12 protein-coding genes and 2 pseudogenes are annotated in these 17,104 nt (G+C 72.0%); 4 read left to right on the top strand and 10 right to left on the bottom strand.

Annotated features, from left to right (window positions below; translation table 11 throughout):
* Nucleotides 1–132: 132 nt before the first annotated feature.
* From AB0O01_RS33905 to AB0O01_RS33895, 3 genes are all read right to left on the bottom strand, one after another.
* Complete coding sequence (locus AB0O01_RS33905; RefSeq protein WP_365319558.1) at nt 133–891, bottom strand: NUDIX hydrolase; 759 nt, start codon at nt 889–891, stop codon at nt 133–135.
* Nucleotides 892–1,022: 131 nt separating this feature from the next.
* On the bottom strand, nt 1,023–2,936 hold the full coding sequence (locus AB0O01_RS33900; protein WP_365319556.1) for a glycogen debranching N-terminal domain-containing protein: 1,914 nt from the start codon (nt 2,934–2,936) through the stop codon (nt 1,023–1,025).
* Between the two features lie 715 nt (nt 2,937–3,651).
* Nucleotides 3,652–5,361 carry a DUF4192 domain-containing protein gene (locus AB0O01_RS33895; RefSeq protein WP_365319554.1) on the bottom strand — a complete coding sequence of 570 codons (1,710 nt, stop codon included), beginning with the start codon at nt 5,359–5,361 and terminating at the stop codon, nt 3,652–3,654.
* Between the two features lie 507 nt (nt 5,362–5,868).
* Here AB0O01_RS33895 and AB0O01_RS33890 point away from each other — a divergent pair.
* The gene (locus AB0O01_RS33890) at nt 5,869–6,324 is read left to right on the top strand and encodes a RidA family protein (protein WP_365319552.1); all 456 of its coding nucleotides are present in this window, start codon (nt 5,869–5,871) and stop codon (nt 6,322–6,324) included.
* A 117-nt stretch (nt 6,325–6,441) separates the two neighbouring features.
* Here AB0O01_RS33890 and AB0O01_RS33885 read toward each other — a convergent pair whose 3' ends face one another.
* The gene (locus AB0O01_RS33885; protein ID WP_365319550.1) at nt 6,442–8,595 is read right to left on the bottom strand and encodes a DEAD/DEAH box helicase; all 2,154 of its coding nucleotides are present in this window, start codon (nt 8,593–8,595) and stop codon (nt 6,442–6,444) included.
* A gap of 441 nt (nt 8,596–9,036) precedes the next feature.
* Here AB0O01_RS33885 and AB0O01_RS33880 point away from each other — a divergent pair, with 441 nt between their 5' ends.
* Nucleotides 9,037–9,672 (top strand): hypothetical protein, encoded by a 636-nt coding sequence (locus AB0O01_RS33880; RefSeq protein WP_365319549.1) that lies wholly within the window; start codon nt 9,037–9,039, stop codon nt 9,670–9,672.
* Nucleotides 9,673–9,998: 326 nt separating this feature from the next.
* Here the strand turns inward: AB0O01_RS33880 and AB0O01_RS33875 are convergent, their stop codons facing one another.
* The 3 genes and pseudogenes from AB0O01_RS33875 to AB0O01_RS33865 form a co-directional block, all read right to left on the bottom strand.
* On the bottom strand, nt 9,999–10,631 hold the full coding sequence (locus AB0O01_RS33875) for a hypothetical protein (RefSeq protein WP_365319548.1): 633 nt from the start codon (nt 10,629–10,631) through the stop codon (nt 9,999–10,001).
* A 68-nt stretch (nt 10,632–10,699) separates the two neighbouring features.
* Nucleotides 10,700–11,401 (bottom strand): ribonuclease HII, encoded by a 702-nt coding sequence (locus tag AB0O01_RS33870; protein ID WP_365319547.1) that lies wholly within the window; start codon nt 11,399–11,401, stop codon nt 10,700–10,702.
* A gap of 82 nt (nt 11,402–11,483) precedes the next feature.
* Nucleotides 11,484–11,966, bottom strand: a pseudogene (locus tag AB0O01_RS33865) (TetR-like C-terminal domain-containing protein); the annotation flags it as partial.
* Nucleotides 11,967–11,974: 8 nt separating this feature from the next.
* On the opposite strand from AB0O01_RS33865, the pseudogene AB0O01_RS33860 reads away from it, so the two are divergent.
* Nucleotides 11,975–12,941 (top strand): annotated as a pseudogene (locus tag AB0O01_RS33860) (MFS transporter); the annotation flags it as partial.
* Nucleotides 12,942–13,628: 687 nt separating this feature from the next.
* Here the strand turns inward: AB0O01_RS33860 and AB0O01_RS33855 are convergent.
* From AB0O01_RS33855 to AB0O01_RS33845, 3 genes are all read right to left on the bottom strand, one after another.
* Nucleotides 13,629–14,558 carry an ADP-ribosylglycohydrolase family protein gene (locus AB0O01_RS33855; protein WP_365319546.1) on the bottom strand — a complete coding sequence of 310 codons (930 nt, stop codon included), beginning with the start codon at nt 14,556–14,558 and terminating at the stop codon, nt 13,629–13,631.
* Nucleotides 14,559–14,784: 226 nt separating this feature from the next.
* Nucleotides 14,785–15,444, bottom strand: coding sequence for a histidine phosphatase family protein (locus AB0O01_RS33850; protein ID WP_365319544.1), 660 nt, complete (start codon nt 15,442–15,444; stop codon nt 14,785–14,787).
* Between the two features lie 195 nt (nt 15,445–15,639).
* Nucleotides 15,640–16,245, bottom strand: coding sequence for a YdbC family protein (locus AB0O01_RS33845; RefSeq protein ID WP_365319542.1), 606 nt, complete (start codon nt 16,243–16,245; stop codon nt 15,640–15,642).
* A gap of 149 nt (nt 16,246–16,394) precedes the next feature.
* On the opposite strand from AB0O01_RS33845, the gene AB0O01_RS33840 reads away from it, so the two are divergent.
* On the top strand, nt 16,395–16,928 hold the full coding sequence (locus AB0O01_RS33840; protein ID WP_365319541.1) for a TerD family protein: 534 nt from the start codon (nt 16,395–16,397) through the stop codon (nt 16,926–16,928).
* The last annotated feature ends 176 nt before the right edge of the window (nt 16,929–17,104 follow it).

Here is a 17,104-nt window from a genome sequence, read left to right as displayed (position 1 = left end):
CGGACACCTGACCGAGCGGCCTCGTCGGACACCTGACCGATCGGCTGTCTCGGACAACTGAGCGACCGCATCGGGCATGTGATGAGCCGCCGCCGGCGTCGGGCAGCCGATCGGGCCGGGCCCGCCCCGGTGTCACACCTCCGGGCGCAGCATGGGCGGGTTGAGCAGGGTGGCACCGCCCGCGCGGAACAGTTGGGCCGGCCGGCCTCCCTGGCGCGTGGTCGTGCCGCCGGTCGGTACCAGGAACCCGGGCGTGCCGGTGACCTTGCGGTGGAAGTTTCGCGGGTCCAGCGCCACGCCCCAGACCGCCTCGTAGACCCGGCGCAGCTCGCCCACGGTGAATTCGTAGGGGCAGAACGCGGTGGCCAGCGACGAGTACTCGATCTTCGACCGGGCGCGTTCGACGCCGTCCGAGAGGATCTGGGCGTGGTCGAAGGCGAGCGGTGCCGCGGGCTCGTCGTCGCGGCCGTAGCCGCCCTGTTGCAGCAGATCGTCGACGGGCGCCCAGCGCGCGTTGCTGGCGTCGCCGCCCGCGCGCGGGGCGGGGAGGTCCGGGGCGAGGGCCAGGTGCGCGACGCTGACCACGCGCATCCGCGGGTCGCGCTTGGGGTCTCCGTAGGTCGCGAGCTGTTCCAGATGGGCCCCGTTGTCCGTGGCGGGCACCGCCGGGTCGTGCACGCACAGCCCGGTTTCCTCCGACAACTCGCGCGCCGCGGCCTGCGCCAGGTCCTCGTCGGCCCGTACGAATCCGCCGGGCAGCGCCCAGCGGCCCTGGAACGGCGTCTCGCCCCTGCGCACCGCCAGCGCGCACAGCGCATGACGACGGACGGTCAGCACGACCAGGTCCACGGTGACGGCGAAGGGCGGGAACGCTGACGGGTCGTAGGGCATGTCGTGATCATAGTCGTCTGCCTGACGATAAACACGCCCTTCGCCGGTCCCGTCGCACCTGGCCCCCTTCCACCCGGTATCGCCCTCACCGGCGGCTCCTCGTCGTCTTGGCGCGTCGGGCGATGTGCCCGTCAGGCCCCCAGTCGGAGGCCGTCGGCCGCTTCCTCGACCATGGCGAGACCGAGTCTGCTGACCCTTACGGAGAAGGGCGCGCCGGCGACTCTGAGGTCCGTGAGACCGATCTCGCCGAGCGGGGCGCTGCGCATCGGTCTGAGCCGTACCGTCCCGGCCGGGGCGTCGGGGCGGATTCCGGCGAGCGTGGTCATCAGCAGGACCCCGGCGGCGGCCGAGGTGGCGGCGGGCCGGCAGGCCGCCGGGTGGGGCAGGGGGGCGCCGCCCTCGGTGCGCCGCTCCCCCGCGTACATCTCGGGCAGCCGGTGGCCGAAGGACTCGGCTGCCGCGAGGACGCCCTTCAGCAGGGAGGTCGCCTCCTTCTCGTACCCGGCGTGCGTCAGCCCCGCCACGGCGACGGCTGTTTCGTGGACGCGTATCGCTCCGCCGCGGTGTCCGAAGGGGTTGTGGCCCGGCTCCTTCGCGCCGAGCCCGCGCAGTCCCCACCCGGAGTCCATGGCGGGGCTGCCCAGGAGCCGGGCGAGCTGTTCCGTCCGCACCTTGTCCAGCAGCCCGGGTGCCTGTGCGCCCCCGCCCAGCAGGCCGGTGTCGAGCAGATGCGCGACCGCCGAGCCCAGATGGGGCACAAGAGCGCCGTCCGCCGTGCGTGCCGCTGCGGGTCGGCCTCCGCCGAGGTCTTCGATCCAGAACCGCTCCCGGAACGCCGTCCGCAGCCGCTCGGCCCACTGCCTCAGTTCGGCGCCCCCAGGTCTGCCGTAGGCGTCGAGCAGATCGGCTCCGAGCAGGGCGGCGCGGTGGGCGTGGGCCTGTGTCTCGCTGCGGACCGGGCCGCCCGGCTGGGGGTCGGGCAGGTAGACGCCGTTGCCGACCGCCGTGCGCAGCCAGGTCAGGCAGCGCTCCGCCGCCGGCAGCAGTTCCTCGGCGGTGTGCTCGGGCATACCCCAGCGGCGGGCCTCGGCGAGCAGTACCGGAAAGAGGAGCGTGGCTTCCGTACCCGTGCAGACGGGCGGCAGGTGGGGGCCCGCGTCGCGCAGCGGGCCGGGGATCATGCCGAAAAGCGGTGCGGGTCCGGTGCGTTGGGTGCGGGCGAGTCCGCGGAGGGTGCCCGCCGCCAGCCGGGTGCCGAGGGGGAGGGCCATTCTGGCGGCGGCCAGCGCCTCGGCAGGGGCCCGTCCACAGCGCCAAGGCGCTCCTGCGGCGAGATGGGTGTCGGAGGGGTGGTCGGGGTCGCGCAGCAGGAGGGCCCGGAGGTCGTCGACGCCGGTCTTCAGGAGCGGGCCGATCCTCGGGTCGTCGCCGGTGGCCCGTGCGGGGGCCAGCGGGCTCGTCGCCGCCCGTCCCACCGGCCGCAGCGGTCCGGCGCCGTCGAGCCGGACGGTCAGCTCGACCGTGGCCGTGCCGCCGGGCGCCAGCTCGAACTCCCAGCGCAGCAGACCGGCCGAGGCCAGGGCGTCGGCGGGCGGGGGATCCGCGGTGACCGACGAGGAACCGGCCGCCGCGGACGACCAGCGCAGTCCGGAGTCGTGGACGGTGGCCGTCAGTTCGGGACCGGCCGCGCCGGATGCGATGGCGCCCATGGTGGCCAGGTCTGTCCCCAGTGTCACTTCGACAGGGAGCCTCAGGGAGCGTGGCGCCGCGCTGCACACCGTGATGCGCTCCCTCCCGTCCGCGTGCCGGACGCGTTCGACGATCACGTCCGGGTCAGCGCCGGGCTCGGGCGAGGCACGGAGGGTTCCGACGAAGCGGGCGCTGTCTGCGGTGGCCATCCCGGCCTGCACGGCGAGGGGCTCCCGCCCTGCCACCCGGAGCCGGCAGCGGGCCAGCAGGCGCCGACCCGCCCGGTAGAAGCCGTCCAGGCCGTGTCCGGTCAGTTGTCCGTGCTCGGTGGAGATGGTGAGGCCGGGGAGGCTCACGCAGATGAGGGTGTGGTGGGCTGGAGGGAGGGCGGTGGGGTGGCGGGGTTGAGGTTGTGGAGGGAAGTGGGAGTGGGGGTTGGGGTGGGGTGGCGCGGGGGTCGGTACAGCCGTTGATGTCGCTGCCGGTGCTGGCGGGCGCGCCTTTGTCTCTGTCAGTGCCTTTGCCGGGACGGAGGCGGCGGCCTGGTGGTGGGGGTGGCTGGGCGGAGGGGGTGTCTGAGGGCGGTCCCGCGTGGGGGACGGTGCTGGGACGCAGCTGTGCGGTGGCGTTCCGGCGGGGTGCTCCCGGTGTTCGTACCTGCCTGTGCCGGAAGTCTCGGGCGGTCGGGAAACGGGGTCCGGTGACTGCGGTTCCGGGATGGGGCAGCCGTCGGCCGAGGGCGGGGTGGGCTGGTGCATGGGCGGCTTCCTCCGCGCCCGGTGCGCCTCCGGCCGGGCTGTCGGACTGACCGGGGTGAGCGTCGCGGGCAGGTCGGACGGGTGGGGCGAGTGCGGTGGGCGGCGGCGGATTGCCCAAGGGCGCGGCCGGTGGGGTTGTGCGCCCCCTCCGGGTGTTCCGCCACTCAGGTGAACGGGACCACTCACGTGAACGGGGCCGGAGTCCCCCAGGTCACGCCCACAGCGGCCCGACGTGCCCGAACGGCGTCGGGCGAGCCGCCGCCCGGCGGCCCGGGCCCACGCCCAGGCTGTCGCCCGCCGTCCCGGCGCCCGTTCACTCCTCGGCATCGGTGCTCCCGCCACCGGGCCGGGTTCCGTCGGCGGGGAATCGGGCGCCTTGGTGCGGGTCGCAGGCCGCGTCGCGCGGGTTCGCCCGCAGTGTGCGGGTGGCGGCCGTACGGATCCGGTCCGGGGCCGACGAGGTGCGCCGGGCTCCGGGGCGGGTGTCGCGGGCGCCGGAGGGACCGGTACCGGCACCCGCGCCGGTGGGGCGGAGGGGGCGACGGCGCCTGGGTGGAGTGAGTGCCCCGGATTCCACGGATGGCGGGGAGAGGGGTACCTCCGATGCGTCGTCCGATGCGGGAGCGAACGGCATCGACGACTCACTGACGCCGGATGCCTCCGGGCTGGACCCGCTATGCCCTTCGAGGCCGGGCTCGCCATCTTCTTCGAGGCCGGGCCCGCTGTCCTCCACGCCCTCCGGCCCCTCGGACCCCACCGGTGTCTCCAGCCCCACCGAGGACTTCCGCTCCTCACGCCCAGTCCGTTCCGAGCGCAGACAGCGCCGGATCGACTCCGGATCGAGCCCCTCGTTCACCGCCTGGTGCAGGAGACGGGCGAAGAGGTACTCGGTGTCGGCGCCCAGTGCCATGGCGAGCGCCTCACGGGCCTCCAGGTCGTCGCCGGTCGACCAGGCGACCCAGCCGGCGAGGGTGAGCGGTGCCGCCGCGTGTTCCGTGTAGGAGCCGACGCAGCGGCGCGCGAGGGCTCGCCAGAGCCTCAGTGCGGGTGCGGCGGCCTCGCCCTCCATCCACTCCGCCGCGCGGTCGCGGGTCGTACGGTCCTGGAGGCCGAGGATGAGCGCGGCGGCCTCGTTGTCGGTGAGGAGTGTGTCGTCGCGCAGATCCGAGGGGAGCGTGCCCGGCACCTTGGGGGCGTCGGCGAAGCGGTGCATCACGTGCGCTGCCAGTTCGACGGTTTCCGCCGCGACGGCGGCCCTGCTGGCGCCGTCGAGAATCCTGGGGACCAGCGACACACCGGCCTTGTCGAGCGCCGTCTCCTGTTCCAGGGCGGCGGCGGTTTCCATGGGCAGCAGCCTCGCTCGCAGTTCACGGAGTGTGCCCCGGACCTGGAGTCCCGCGTAGGTGGCCGCCGCCGCGAGCACCGAGGTGCCGGGAAGGCCCATCGCGGCGCCGTCGGGCGGGCAGCAGTCCGGCTGGGAGCAGCAGTAGGACCAGTACCGGCCGCCGGAGATGCAGAGCGCCTCGATCACCGGTACGTCGAGGAGGCCGCACTCCAGGCGCAGGTGCTGGGCCAGTGGGCGCAGTCGGTCCATCACGCTCTGGCCGGTCTCGCCGGGCGCCGGTTCCTGGCAGACGTACACCACCATCTGCTCCGGCGGGGTGCCCCGGCGGAGGCCGGCCGTGACCAGGCCGTGGGCGAGCTGCTTGGCGACGGAGGGCCAGTCGTCGGGGTTGGCGGGGATGCCGAGCCGTGCCCGGCCGCCCAGTCGTCCGCGTCCGTTCTTGTCGTACAGGGAGACCAGCACGATGCTGTCCTCGGGACGGTAGCCCAGGAGGTACGGCAAGGCATCCGCCAGTTCGCCGGGGCTACGGAGGGTGACCTGCTGGGCGCCGCCGTGTCCGACGTACGCGGAGATGTCGTCGCCGATTCCCTGTGGTCCGTCGCCGCCCTTGGCGGGCTTCGTGGGGTTGTTGACGTCGTGGTTGTCGGAAGGTCCCGTGGATTCGCCGTGGTTCGTCATGTCTCGACGATCTCGCGGATTGCAATCTTCCGCTTGGGCCTGTGGATAACTCTGATCAGGAACACGTCACAGAGCGTCAACTCGCCGCCTCTGGAGCGGTGTTCGGGCTACGCCCCCATCAGCCATCGGCGACAGATCAATGACTCCCTTTGTCGACATGAACAGCGCCTCGGTCAGTCGATAAAGGGAGGCGACCCCGAGAAAGAGTGCAGATTACCGATACCTTGACGGGCCGTTAACGGGAGTCCTACGCTCCGCGGCATCCGGCGACCCCTTGTCTCAAAATCAACCCCGCCGACGTGCGTCTCCTCACCGTCGACCAGGCAGTCCCATATCTGCGGAGCCACCGCCTTCGCCTGCCGCCGTCCCGAGGAGCCGTAGGAGCTGACATCCGCCATCCCCCGCCGCAGGAGATGAATACCGATGAACGCCCAGAACGCACCGGAGCCGCAAGAAGGCCCTCACCTGAGCCTGGTGCGCCCCCCTGTTCCGGCCGGCGCCCCTGCTGTGAGCACGGCCACCGTCGCCGCCGAGCCGGTCACCGTGGCCGAACCATCGGCGGGCCCCGGCCGCACCGACCTTTTCCACTACTGGGAGTCCCAGCAGAGATCGCTCGGCTTCTCCCAGGGCATCCGGGTGGACAACACCGTCTGGCTGTCCGGCACCGCCGCCCTGGACAAGGACTTCCAACCCGTATCGCCCGATGACCTGCCCTCCCAGATGAAGTTCATCTACCAGCGCATCGAGGAGAGCCTGGGCAGCTATGGGCTCGATTTCCGCCATGTCGTGCGCGAGAACATGTATGTCACCGACATGGCCGCCCTGGTCGGCGCCCTGCCGTACCGCAAAAGCGTCTACGGCGACGGCCCCTTTCCGACCTCGACAACGCTCCAGGTCAACCAACTGCTGCTGCCGGGCCTCATGATCGAGATAGAGGTGACCGCCTGCCGGGCACTGCCCTAAAGGCCTATCAGGGGCCCATCAGGGAGCCATCAGGGGGCCCTGTAGGGGCCGGTAGAGGCCAGCAGGGGTCTACTCGGCGAGGCCCCCCTTGGCCCTTGCTGCAAGGCCCTACCGCCTTCACCCCGCCGCCGCCAGGACCAGCGGCAGCACCTCGCCGCTCCCCGACCGGCGCAGCAGCCGTGCGGCGACCGCGAGGGTCCAGCCGGAGTCCGTGCGGTCGTCGACGAGCAGGACCGGGCCCGGCGCGGCGGCGAGGGCCTCGGCCAGGTCCCCGGGGACGGCGAACGCCCCCGAGAGCGCCCTGAGCCGCTGGGCGGAGTTGCTGCGCCGTACGGCGTGCCCGTCGCCGGTGTGGGCCAGGGTGCCGAGGAAGGGCAGCCGACCGGCGTTCGCGATGCCCTGGGCCAGGGTGGCGACGAGGTGCGGGCGGGTCGTGGAGGGCAGGGCGACGACCCCTACGGGGCGTGGGGCGGCGTCCGGCCCCTCCGTGGCCCATCCGCCCGAGGAGCGCGCCCAGTCGGCCAGGACGGTCACGCAGGCCCGCAGGACGTCGTCGGGGACGGGTCCGTCGGGTGCGTTCTCGGCGAGCAGGGGGCGCAGCCGGTTGCCCCAGCCGATGTCCGAGAGCCGACCCAGGGCACGGCCCGTGGAGCACTGCTCCTTGACCGGGATACGGCCCTTCAGATCGACGCCCAGGGCGGGCATTCCGGTGGGCCACATCCGGCGCGGCTCGACCTCCACGCCCGGCCGGTCCAGCTCCTTCTCGGCGCCTGTCAGGGCCTCGGTGGAGACGGTGGGCTCGATCCAGGGGCCCGCGCAGTTGTCGCAGCGTCCGCAGGGGGCGGCCTCCGGATCGTCGAGCTGGCGCCGCAGGAACTCCATCCGGCAGGTGTCGCCGTGTGCGTACGCGCGCATGGCCTCCTGTTCGTCGGCGCGCTGGCGGGCCACCCTGGCATACCGCTCGGTGTCGTAGTGCCAGGGGCGGCCCGTGGCGGTCCAGCCGCCCTTGACCCGCTGGACCGCGCCGTCCACGTCGAGCACCTTGAGCATGCTCTCCAGCCGGGTCCGGCGCAGGTCGACCGCGGCCTCCAGGGCGGGGACGGACAGCGGGCGCCCGGCGTCGGCGAGGGTGGCCAGGGTCTGGCGGACCTGCGGCTCGCGCGGGAAGGCGGTGTCGGCGAAGTAGCGCCAGATCGCCTCGTCCTCCGTGCCCGGCAGCATCAGGACATCGGCGTGCCGCACGCCGCGTCCCGCGCGCCCGACCTGCTGGTAGTAGGCGATGGGTGAGGACGGTGAGCCGAGGTGGACGACGAAGCCGAGGTCCGGTTTGTCGAAGCCCATGCCGAGGGCCGATGTGGCGACCAGTGCCTTGACCCGGTTGGCCAGCAGATCGGACTCGGCCTGGAGCCGGTCCGCGTTCTCGGTGCGGCCCGTGTAGGACGCCACCGGGAAGCCGCGCTGGCGCAGGAAGGCGGTGGCCTCCTCGGCCGCCGCGACCGTGAGCGCGTAGATGATGCCGGAGCCCGGCAGCTCGTCCAGGTGTTCGGCGAGCCAGGCCAGCCGGTGGGCGGCGTCGGGCAGCCGGAGCACGCCGAGGCGCAGGCTCTCCCGCTCCAGGGAGCCGCGCAGCACCAGGGCCTCCCCGGCGCCCGTCCCCAGTTGCTCGGCCACATCCACGGTCACGCGCGCGTTGGCGGTCGCGGTGGTGGCCAGGACCGGGATGCCCGGGGACAGGTCGGCGAGCATGGACCGGAGCCTGCGGTAGTCGGGACGGAAGTCATGGCCCCAGTCGGAGATGCAGTGTGCCTCGTCGACCACGAGCAGACCGGTCGTGGCCGCGAGCTTGGGCAGGGTCTGGTCGCGGAAGTCGACGGAGTTGAGTCGCTCGGGGCTGACCAGGAGCACATCGGTCTCGCCGCGCTCGACCTCGTCGTGGATCGTGTCCCACTCCTCGGGGTTGGCGGAGTTGATGGTGCGCGCGCGGATCCCGGCCCGCGCGGCGGACTCGACCTGGTTGCGCATCAGCGCCAGCAGCGGCGAGACGATCACCGTGGGGCCCGCGCCGCGCCGGCGCAGCAGGGCGGTGGCCACGAAGTACACCGCCGACTTGCCCCAGCCGGTGCGCTGCACCACGAGCGCGCGCCGACGGTCGCGGACCAGCGCGGCCACCGCCTGCCACTGGTCCTCCCGCAGCCGCGCCGTGCCCCCCGGGGCGCCGACCAGCTCGGCGAGGATGGCATCGGCTTCGGCGCGCAGCTCCTGATCGTCCATGCCTCCATGCAACCCGATGGGTCTGACAATGGGCCACTCGCGCCCTGCGGGGCCGTCCGGACCATGGGCGGACCACAGGGGGACCAAGGGTGGGGGTGTGTCGCGACTGGTCCTTGCGGTGAAGGGCCGAACGGGCGAAACGGGGCCGCCGCGGCGCCTCGCGCGGTGGCACACGGGCACGCGCGTGACCCGTGGGAGGCCCCGTCAGTGCGCCTGCACCCCATGGGGCACCTGGTGCCCCTTTGGGTAGGGATATAAGCCACGCAGCAGCAGATACGGGTCGGTGACCCCATTTGCTCGTTGCCGCATCCCAGTTCGACAGGAAGAATTGAAGTCCGCTCCCCGCACGGCTCGGCCGTGGTCCGGAAGGGCTTCGCTGCGGTGTGCGCTCCCCCGACCAGACCCCGCCCGCAGTGCGGGCGCCTAGCCGAAGGGAGGATCGTGACCTTCGGATTCGCTCCGTCCTCCGCAGCATCTACGTCGTCCTCGGCCGCCCTGTCCGCCGCTTCCACCACCCCCTTGGCCCGTACGCTGGAACCGGCGGAGTGGGCCGCCGCGGGCATCCCCCTCCTGCGCAATCCGAGGGAAGTGGTCAGCGGACTGTACGCCCGGCACCGGCCCCTGCCGCTGACCGCCGTTGTGGCGGTGCTCGATCCCGACGAGCGGCTGCTGGCCAGCGCCTCCTTCAAGCGGCGGACGGCCCAGGCGGACGGCTGGATGCTGCGCAACGCCCTGCTCTCCCAGTTGCGCCGGGTCATCCCGCACGACCTGCGCCGCCGCACCCCGGTGCGTACGGCGGTGCTGCTCTACTGCCGGGAGGGCGACGCGCGTTGGACGGAGGAGGACGGAGCGTGGATGTGGGGCCTGCGGGACGCGTGCACGCTGCACGGGCTGCGCTGCGGGGCATACATCACGCTGACCCGGGACGGCTGGCAGGTGCTCGGGGAGGGGCGCGGCGGACGCAGCCCCAGCATCGGTTCGGTGCCCGAGCCGTTCGCGACCGCTGAGGCGCCGCCTCCGCTGCCGCGGACCGGCGGTGCCGCCTCGGACATACTCAGCCGCGTAGCGGCCCGCTGAGGCCCCTCTCCGGCTCCATCACGGAGCGCGACTCGGATGACAGTGCACGACGGCCTGCCGGAGGCCCTGGGGCGCGGCGCGGGGCGGCTCCCCGCGTTCCCGGGCCGCAGCGCCCGCTCGTACGACCGCTGCTCACCGGCAGGACGAACCGACACCCCCGTCGGTAGAACGGACCGACCCCCGTCGCTCTCATGTCCAGGCCCCGGGCAGCCCGAAGCACCGGCCTGACCTGCCCCGTCAGGGCAAGAGCCGGTGCGCCCTCCGTGCACGTACCGACGTGGCGACGGCATCGCTGCCCTCGCCCCGTCGCCGGGACCGGGCCGGGCTCAGACGCCCGCGCCCAGCACCGTGTTGATCTTCTTCGGGTCGCCGCAGACGATCAGCAGGGCCCCCGCCCGGCTGAGGGCCAGCGGCAGCGCGGACGCGGCCGTGTCGTCGGAACCGCCGTTGACGGCGACCACGACGACCGGGCGGGAAGCGGCACGGCTCGTGGTGGCGGCGTCGGTGTAGAAGACGTCGTCACCCGCGTCGTGCTGCTGCCAGTAGGAGGCTTCCCCGAAGGACAGCTCGTGCGCTGCCCAGGGGTGTTGTTCGCCGATGGTGACGACCAGGATGTCACCGGGGGCGCGGCCCGATTCGAGCAGCAGGTCCACGGCCTCCTCGGCGGCGTCGAGGGCACCTTCGGCGGAGGCCGGGATGAGCTGGATCTGCGGGGCCGCCGAGGTCGGGGCGGTGGCAGCGGGGCCCGACGGTGCGGGCTGGGCCGGGACCACGTCACGCGGCGTGCGTTGCACGGGCGGCGTCGGCCGCAGCGGGCCGGGACGACCGGGACGCGAGGGCGCCACGGGACGGGGGCCGGGTACAGGACGGGGGGTCGGCGCGGTACGGCCACTGGCCGGGGTGGCGCGGGGACCCTGGGCACTCTCGTGAATCTGAGGCTCCTCGGGGATGAGAGGCATGAGCTGATGTTAATCAAACACTGGTGCGGCACACATGGGCGGGTGGCACATACGTGCGAGCGGAATCGTCAGAAATCGAAGCCGAGCTGACCCTCGATCTCCGGAACGCTTCCCTCCGCCCAGCTACGGGCCTTCTTGAGGTGCCGCCACTGGGGCAGCGCATCAAGATACGCCCACGACAACCGGTGGTACGGGGTGGGTCCCCGCTCCTCCAGTGCGGCCTTGTGCACAGGTGAGGGATACCCGGCATTATCCGCAAAACCGAAGTCTGCATGGTCGATACCCAGTTCGGCCATCATTTTGTCGCGCTGAACCTTGGCGATCACCGAAGCCGCCGCGACGGCCACGCACGACCGGTCCCCCTTGATGACCGTGCGCACCTGCCAGGGCGCCCCGAGGTAGTTGTGCTTGCCGTCGAGTATCACGGCCTCGGGCCTGACCGGCAGGGTCTCCAGGGCGCGCACGGCGGCCAGGCGCAGCGCGGCCGTCATGCCCATCCCGTCGATCTCCTCGGGAGAGGCATGCCCGAGGGAGTACGACGTCACCCATGTGCGCAGCGCTTCGGCGAGTTCCGTGCGCCGTTTGACGGTGAGGAGTTTGGAGTCGGTGAGCCCTTCGGGGGGCCGGCGCAGTCCGGTGATCGCCGCGCAGACGGTGACGGGACCGGCCCAGGCGCCCCGCCCCACCTCGTCGACACCGGCAATGATCTTCGCTCCGGTCGTGGCGCGGAGGGAGCGCTCGACGGTATGAGTAGGCGGTTCGTACGGCATGGCGCCCTTAGCGTACGCCGCCCGGATCACCTGGTGACACCCCGCCTCCCCGAGTCGCTCACCCGACGGCGGGCAAGCCGTCTCAGGCACCGCCCGGCCGCAGCAGCGGCATCATCAACTCGTCCACCATCTGCTCGATGTCGGCGTCAGGCCATTCGCTGGTACAAATCTTTGAGCGGTACATCATTATCGCCGGGATGGCGTCGATGACATAGCCGTTCGCCGCGTCGGGCCGCACCTCGCCGCGCTCGATTCCCCGGTTGACGACCTCCCCCAGCAGTCTGACGGTGGGCTCGACGACCCCGCCGAAGATCACCCCGTGGAACCGCTCGGCCTGCGCCGGATCGCATTCGTAAATCACTGAGCGGAGCGCGAATCCGGGCCGCGAGAACATCGCGTCGCGCGCCTGGCGGCACAGATGGAGCCGATCCTCGCGCACACCACCGAGGTCGGCGGCCTCGTCGAACCGCGGGAGCCCGGCCTGGAGGGCGTCGGCGACGAGATCATCCTTGGAGGGCCACCGCCGGTAGACCGCGGCCTTGCCGGTCTGGGCACCGGCCGCGACGCGACGATTTGAACCTCGCGCTTCCTCACATCCAGGATGCGCTCTCCTTCAGCACCACCGAGCTGACCTGGGTGGTCAGCGCGTACACGCTGACATTCGGCGGCCTGCTGCTGCTCGGCGCCCGCGCCGGTGACATCCTCGGCCGTCGCCGGGTCTTCATGGCCGGGATCCTGTTTTTCACCTTCGCGTCGCTGCTCGGCGGCTTCGCCCAGGAACCCTGGCAACTGCTCGCCGCACGGGCCCTGCAAGGCGTAGGGGGTGCCATCGCGTCGCCCACATCGCTGGCCCTGATCACCACCACGTTCCCCGAAGGGCCGGAGCGAATTCGCGCCTTCGGCGTCTTCGCGGCCGTCTCCGCAGGTGGCGGAGCCATCGGTCTGCTCGCGGGCGGCATGCTGGGCGGACAAGGCTTCGCTGCTGCTGCGCCGGGTCATCGGTCTGCTCGCGGGCGGCATGCTGACCGAGTGGCTGGACTGGCGCTGGGTGCTCTTCGTCAATGTGCCCATCGGTGTCCTCATCGCCGTGCTCGCACCACTCTGCATCAGCGAGTCCGAACGGCACCCCGGAAGCTTCGACATCGCCGGCGCGCTGGCCTCCACCATGAGCATGGTCTCCCTCGTGTACGGCTTCATCCGCGCGGCCGAGGAGGGCTGGCAGGACACCCTCACCCTGGGGTCCTTCACCACCTCCGTGGCACTGCTGTCGGCCTTCGTCTTCATCGAGATGCGGGCATGGGAACCGATCACCCCGTTGAAGATGTTCGCCGACCGCAATCGCTCCGGCACCTACCTGATCATGCTGAGCCTCGCCGCGGCGATGTTCGGGATGTTCTTCTACATCGTGCTCTTCGTCCAGACCGTGCTGGGCTGCAGCCCAATCAGCACCGGTCTGGCCTTCCTGCCGGTCACGGTCGCGATTGCGTCGGGCGCGGGTCTGTCGCAGCGGCTGATGCCGAGACTCGGCACCAAACCGTTCGGGGGCGGGGGTGGGTTGAGACGGAGGGAACGGTGACGATCGGCCACGGCCGGTGGACGGGGGTGGCGGCGGGCCCGGTATGAGTGGCAGTGGGGCGGGCCCGGGATGAGTGGCCATGGTGGCGGGACGGGGGTGGATGGCTGTGGCCGCGGACCGGAGGCGGGCGGTAGTCACCGCAGGCCGGAGGCGGGCGGCTGTGGCGACGGGTCGAAAAGGTTCGGCTGTGGCCGCGGGCCGGGAAAGGTCGGGTACGGCCACGGGCCGGAGGTGGTCGGCAGGCATCACGGGAGTGTGCCAGCCGCCCACCGACCAGCCCTGCTCCCTCCACCACCACCGGGCACCGACCCACAAGGCCATCACCACGGCAACAGTCACGAGCAGCCCTGGCCGCCCCATGACACCAGCCCACTCACCACGCTCACCCCCTGCATGCCCTCGCAACCGCCGCGTGCCCACTCGTCACACGGCGGTTGCAATGGGAACGCACTGCCGATCACGCAGAGTTCCCGTCGAGCGCAGAGAGTTTCCATGGCTGCGTCGAAGCGCGGCCGACGCCGACCGGACGGCCCGGCAAGAACCTCCGACATGACCCCGGCATGGGCCGGTCCGGACCCGCGGCCAACGGATCAGCCGAAATCCAGGCCCACCCAAGAAGCCCTCCCAGAACCCGCAGACCCACAGAACCCTCTAAGAACCCCTCGGCACCCACCCCGGCAGCGCCTCCACCCGCTCGCCCCAGCCGACCGGCGGTCGCCCCGTCCCGCTCGCGGCCAGCACGCCGCCCACGATGGCGCAGGTCGTATCGACATCGCCGCCGACCTGCGCGGTCGTCCAGAAGGCACGCTCGTAATCGCCGAGGGCGCGCGCGGCGGACCAGAGGGCGAAGGGAACGGTGTCATGGGCGCTCGTACGCCGTCCGCAGCCCAGAACGGCGGCGACGGTCGCGGCGTCGTCGTAGTCGAGCATGTCGCGGGCGCGGCGCAGTCCGGCGCCGACCGCGCTTCTGGGGATCAGGGCGACGACTCCGTCGAGCAGCGCACCGGCGTCGGGCGGCCCGCCGGGGGAACCGGCCAGGGCGGCTGCGGCGGCGACCGCCATGGCGCCGACCACGGCCTCCCGGTGCTGGTGGGTCGGGTAGGCGGAGATCTCGGCCTGGTGGGTGGCCTGCTCGGGGTCGTCGGCGTACCAGGCGCCCAGCGGAGCGATCCGCATCGCTGCGCCGTTGCCCCAGGACCCCTGTCCGTTGAACAGCGCGGCCGACAGCTCGCGCCAGTCGCCGCCCTCCCGGACCAAGCGCAGCAGCCGGTTGACGGCGGGGCCGTACCCGCGGTCGAAGTCATGGCGCGCGGCGAAGGAGGCGGCGAGCGCGTCCTGCTCGATCCGTCCGTGCGCGGCGAGGACGGTGACGACGGAGCAGGCCATCTCCGTGTCATCGGTCCACTGCCAGATGCCCTCGGGCAGTTCGCGTCGCTTGAGCAGCGGGTAGTTCACCGGGACGAAGAACTGCGAGCCGAGCGCGTCGCCCACTGCCAGTCCGCGCAGGCTGGCCAGCGCGCGATTGAGGCGGCCGTCAGGAGAGAAGTCGTCGGGAGAGAGGTCAAGGGAGTCGAAGGTCATCGCCCAGCCACTCTAATTCGTCGCCGGCGGATCCAGCACGGTCCGGACGGGGAACGGTGGCCATCCTCACGACCGGCATCACCGGGTCGGCTGATCAGCGACCGCCGGGTTTGATCATCACGCGATAGTCCGCGCCGCAACGAGAGCCGACAGCCGCCGGCAGCCCCGTCCGGCGTCCCCGCCCAGCCGTCCGACCCAGACGACAGCGCATCCCCCACCGGCACCCCTACTCGCCGAGCCCGTACGGCTCCGGATCCCGCCAGCGCTCGAACGGCCGGTCCAGGGTGTACCGGCCGTCATGTCCGAGAACGAGCATCCGCACCTCACCGTTCCCGGGATTGGACAGGGACTCGAATTCGGCGACCGTCCAGTGGAACCAGCGCATGCAGAACAGGCGCATGGCCAGACCGTGGGTCACCAGGAGCACGTTCGGGGGATGGTCGGGCGCCTCGAAGCTGCGGTAGAGGCTCTCCAGGAACCCACCGACCCGGTCGTACACATCGGCGCCGCTCTCACCCTGGGCAAAACGGTAGAAGAAGTGGCCGTAGGCGTCCCGGTACGTCTTCTGGAGGCGTACGTCGTCGCGGTCCTGCCAGTTGCCCCAGTCCTGCTCGCGCAGCCGGGGCTCCTCCCGGACGCGTATCAGCTCGGGGTCGAGATGGAAGGCGCGCAGTGTCTCGTGGGTACGGCGGTACGGGGACACGTACACGCTCACCCGCTCGCGGCCGAACTGCTCGCGCAGCCCCTTTCCCGTCTCCTCCGCCTGCCGCCAGCCCCGCTCGGTCAGGGCGAGGGCGTGGTCGGGTTCCCGCTCGTACACGGTGTCATCAACATTGCCCGTTGACTCCCCGTGGCGGACAAGGACGATGCGCCGTGGTCGTTCCATGCCGAAACCCTAGATCGGAGGACGCGATACCGGGTGGTCGTGGGGGCTCCATACGGCGTAGGTCACACAATCTCCCCTCCGCGGGGCCGCCGCACGCCGCAATCACCCGAGGCCGTCAGGCTCAGCCCCACGGCGCCCCCGCGCGCGGGGGCGGTTTTCCGGGCGCCTCTCCCAGGGTGCCGCGCACGGCCCCGGTCACACCGTCCAGGACGGCTCCATTTCGACGATGTCCCCGGTGAGCGCGGCGATGTCCGCCTCGGTCTGGGCACGCAGGGCGAGACGTTCGATGCGTTCGGTGCGGTATTTGCCGTGCTCGGCGGCGGACTGCCACATGGACAGCACCAGGAACTCGTTCCCGGGGGCCTCGGCGAACAGCCCGCGGATCATGCCGGGGGAACCGGCCATGGCGGGGTTCCAGACCTTCTCCTGCATGAGGGTGAAGTTCTCGACACGCTCCTCGCGGACGCGGCACAGGGCGACGCGGATGAGGTCGGCGTCGACGAAGCGGGGCTCGAAGCCGGTCTTCACATCGAAGCGGTAGTCGAACAGCCTGACCTCGGCGTCCTTGAAGGTGCCCGACTGGGCCGCCGCGAGCCGGTCGTGCGAGCGGGCCATGAAGGAGTCGTAGAAGGCACGGGACTCCCAGAAGGTGAAGATGTGCGCCACCGAGGGCCGCACGCGGCTCCAGCCGCCGCCCTGCCCCCGGAATCCGGGCTCGCCCGGAAGCCCCACCCACTTTCGCTGCCCCCGCTCGAACCCCCGACGGTCCACCACGGTGCAGCGAGTCCACTTGACCAGCACCGCGCCATCGTACGACCCGGGAGGTGCCGTAGGTCACGGTCGGTGGGAGCGCATACGCGCGTGCGCCCGCCTCCGCGTGGCAGGATGGACAACCGGCCCTGTCCACGGGGCAGTTCGGGGTGGATACGTACGGGGAAGGGGCACAACCGGTGAACGACCTCACCAAGGGCATCCGCAAGGCCGAGATCGCGGTCAAGTGGGACCCGAGTCCGTCGGGGCACCCGCCGACCGATCTCGACCTGGTGGCGGCGACCTATCTGACCAGTGATCCGCAGGGCGGGCCCGCCTATCTCGTGCACTTCGACAGGCGCTCCCCCGACGGCACGATCACGCTCAACCGGGACAGCAAGGACGGCAAGGGCTTCGGCTGGGACGAGGTCCTGACGGTGGAGTTCGAGCGGCTGGACCCGCGCTACGCGCGCGTGGTGGTGGGTGTCGTCATCCAGCAGCGCCCGGACCGCCGGACCTTCGTCAGCGTCGGCAATCCCAGGCTGCGCATCCGTGAGGGATACACCGATCTGGCGGCCGACGACTTCGGCGGCGTGCTCGGCGCGACGGCGGCGACGGTCGGGGAATTTCTGCGCACCGACTCGGGAACCTGGGACTTCCACCCGGGCGTTCACGGTTACGAGGACGATCCCACGACCTTCACCAGCGTCATGGGCGCCACCGCTCGTTCCTGACCCGCACCTCGTTCCTGACCGGCACCGCGCCGGTGCTCCTCACCCGCAGGGGGGCATCGGACGGGCCTGCCGTGCGCCGGGGCGCCCCCTGCGCACCCACCACTGCACCGGACGGCAGGTTCAGCATGCACCGCGCCGGACGCACACCCGGCGCGTGACAGGCGGGAGGGGCGCCG

Origin of the sequence: Streptomyces sp. NPDC093252 (genome assembly GCF_040683675.1) — a bacterium.
In the GTDB taxonomy this organism is placed as follows: domain Bacteria; phylum Actinomycetota; class Actinomycetes; order Streptomycetales; family Streptomycetaceae; genus Streptomyces.
The sequence above is the reverse complement of the archived record's forward strand: the minus strand, read 5'-3'. Positions and strand labels throughout refer to the sequence as shown.

Excerpts from the sequence above, each read along its gene's own strand:
- AB0O01_RS33905 (WP_365319558.1), bottom strand. The coding sequence starts at position 891 with ATGCCCTACGACCCGTCAGCGTTCCCGCCCTTCGCCGTCACCGTGGAC.
- AB0O01_RS33895 (WP_365319554.1), bottom strand. The coding sequence starts at position 5,361 with ATGACGAACCACGGCGAATCCACGGGACCTTCCGACAACCACGACGTC.
- AB0O01_RS33885 (WP_365319550.1), bottom strand. The coding sequence starts at position 8,595 with ATGGACGATCAGGAGCTGCGCGCCGAAGCCGATGCCATCCTCGCCGAG.
- AB0O01_RS33875 (WP_365319548.1), bottom strand. The coding sequence starts at position 10,631 with ATGCCTCTCATCCCCGAGGAGCCTCAGATTCACGAGAGTGCCCAGGGT.
- AB0O01_RS33870 (WP_365319547.1), bottom strand. The coding sequence starts at position 11,401 with ATGCCGTACGAACCGCCTACTCATACCGTCGAGCGCTCCCTCCGCGCC.
- AB0O01_RS33855 (WP_365319546.1), bottom strand. The coding sequence starts at position 14,558 with ATGACCTTCGACTCCCTTGACCTCTCTCCCGACGACTTCTCTCCTGAC.
- AB0O01_RS33850 (WP_365319544.1), bottom strand. The coding sequence starts at position 15,444 with ATGGAACGACCACGGCGCATCGTCCTTGTCCGCCACGGGGAGTCAACG.